We start from the raw sequence: 1,503 nt of genomic DNA on the forward strand, positions 1-1,503 counted from the left end.
TGGCGGTGCCGTCGGTGAGGGTGGTGTCGCCGAGTGGGGTGGTGCCGTCGGTGAAGGTGACGGTTCCGGTGGGTGGGGTGGCGAGGTTGCCGGTGGTGGTGGCGGTGAGGGTGGTGGTGGTGCCGCCGGTGCCGGGGTCGGCCTTGAGGGTGAGGGTGGTGGTGGGGTCGGCGATGTGTTGGGTGAGGGTTTGGCTGCTGCCGCCGTTGTAGGTGTCGTTGCCGGTGTAGGTGGCGGTGATGGTGTGGTCGCCGTTGGTGGTGAACTTGGTGGCGGGTGTGGTGGCGGTGCCGTCGGCCTTGAGGGGGATGGGGTCGCCGAGTTGGGTGTCGCCGTCGGTGAAGGTGACGGTGCCGCCCGGTTTGTCGCCGGGTCCGGTGACGGTGGCGGTGAAGGTGATGTCCTGGCCGGGTGCGGCGGGGTTGAGGCTGCTGGCGAGGGTGGTGGTGGTCGCGGCCTGGATGTGTTGGGTGAGGGGGTCGCTGTCGCTTGCGGCGAACAGGTTCGTCGGGCCGTAGTGGGCCGTGATGGTGTGGGATCCGGGGGCGGGGTTGTCGAGGGTGACGGTGGCGATTGCTTCGTTCGGTTGGGTGGGGTCGGGGTTCTTGGTGAGGGTGGCGGTGCGGGTGATGGTGGTGCCGTTCGGGGGGGTGTCGGTGAGGGAGATGCCGCCTTCGGGGAGGTAGCCGGTGGGGCTGGTGACGTGGACGGTGTAGGTGATGGGTTTGCCGGCTTCGGCGGGGTTGCCGGGTGAGGTGACGGTGGTGTGTGTGGTGGCGAGGTCGATGGGTTGGGTGAGGGTGTCGTTGCTGTTGTTGAGGTCGGTGTTGCCGTCGTAGGTGGCGGTGATGGTGTGGGTGCCGGTGATCGGCTGGTCGAGGACGAACGTCGCGGTGGCCTGGTCGAGTGTGGCGGGGTCGGTGCTCTTGGTCAGTTTCTCGTTCTGGGAGGTCGTCGCGTGGTGGGGGACGGTGTCGGTGAGCGTGACGGTTTCTCCGTCCGGGACCAGGCCGGTGGGGGCGGTGACGGTGACGGTGTAGGTCACCGGGTGGCCTGTTGAGGGGTTTTGCGGGTCGGCGGCGATCACTGTTTTGGTGTCGGCTTTGGTGACGGTCTGTGTCAGGTCGCCGGTGCTGTTGTTGAGGTTGGTGTTGCCGGTGTAGTCGGCGTGGAGCTGGGTGCCGGCACGGGCGGTGGTGCTGAACTTCGCGGTGCCGGTCTTGCCGTCGGTCGGGTTGAGTTCCCAGGTCACCTGATCCGGATCGACGGCGGTTCCGCCGATCTTGAAGGTGACCGTCTCCTTGTCGGTGAGCAGACCGGAAGCCGGTGCGGTGACGGTGGCGATGTAGGTGACGGACTGCCCGGCGGTCGGCTGGGACGGATCAGCGGTGACCACCGTCTCGGTGCCGGCTTTGGTGACGGTCTGTGTGAGGTCGTCGGTGCTGCCGTTGAGGTTGGCGTTACCGCTGTAGGTGGCGTGGAGTTTGGTGTCGGCGACGGCGG

General features: G+C 67.6%; 1 protein-coding gene. It reads right to left on the reverse strand.

Annotation, left to right across the window (positions count from 1 at the left end):
* A partial coding sequence (locus AB0D08_RS22375; RefSeq protein WP_359891045.1) for an Ig-like domain-containing protein occupies nt 1-1,503 on the reverse strand: 1,503 nt, incomplete at both ends.

The organism is Kitasatospora sp. NPDC048540, from assembly GCF_040651175.1.
Lineage (GTDB): Bacteria > Actinomycetota > Actinomycetes > Streptomycetales > Streptomycetaceae > Kitasatospora.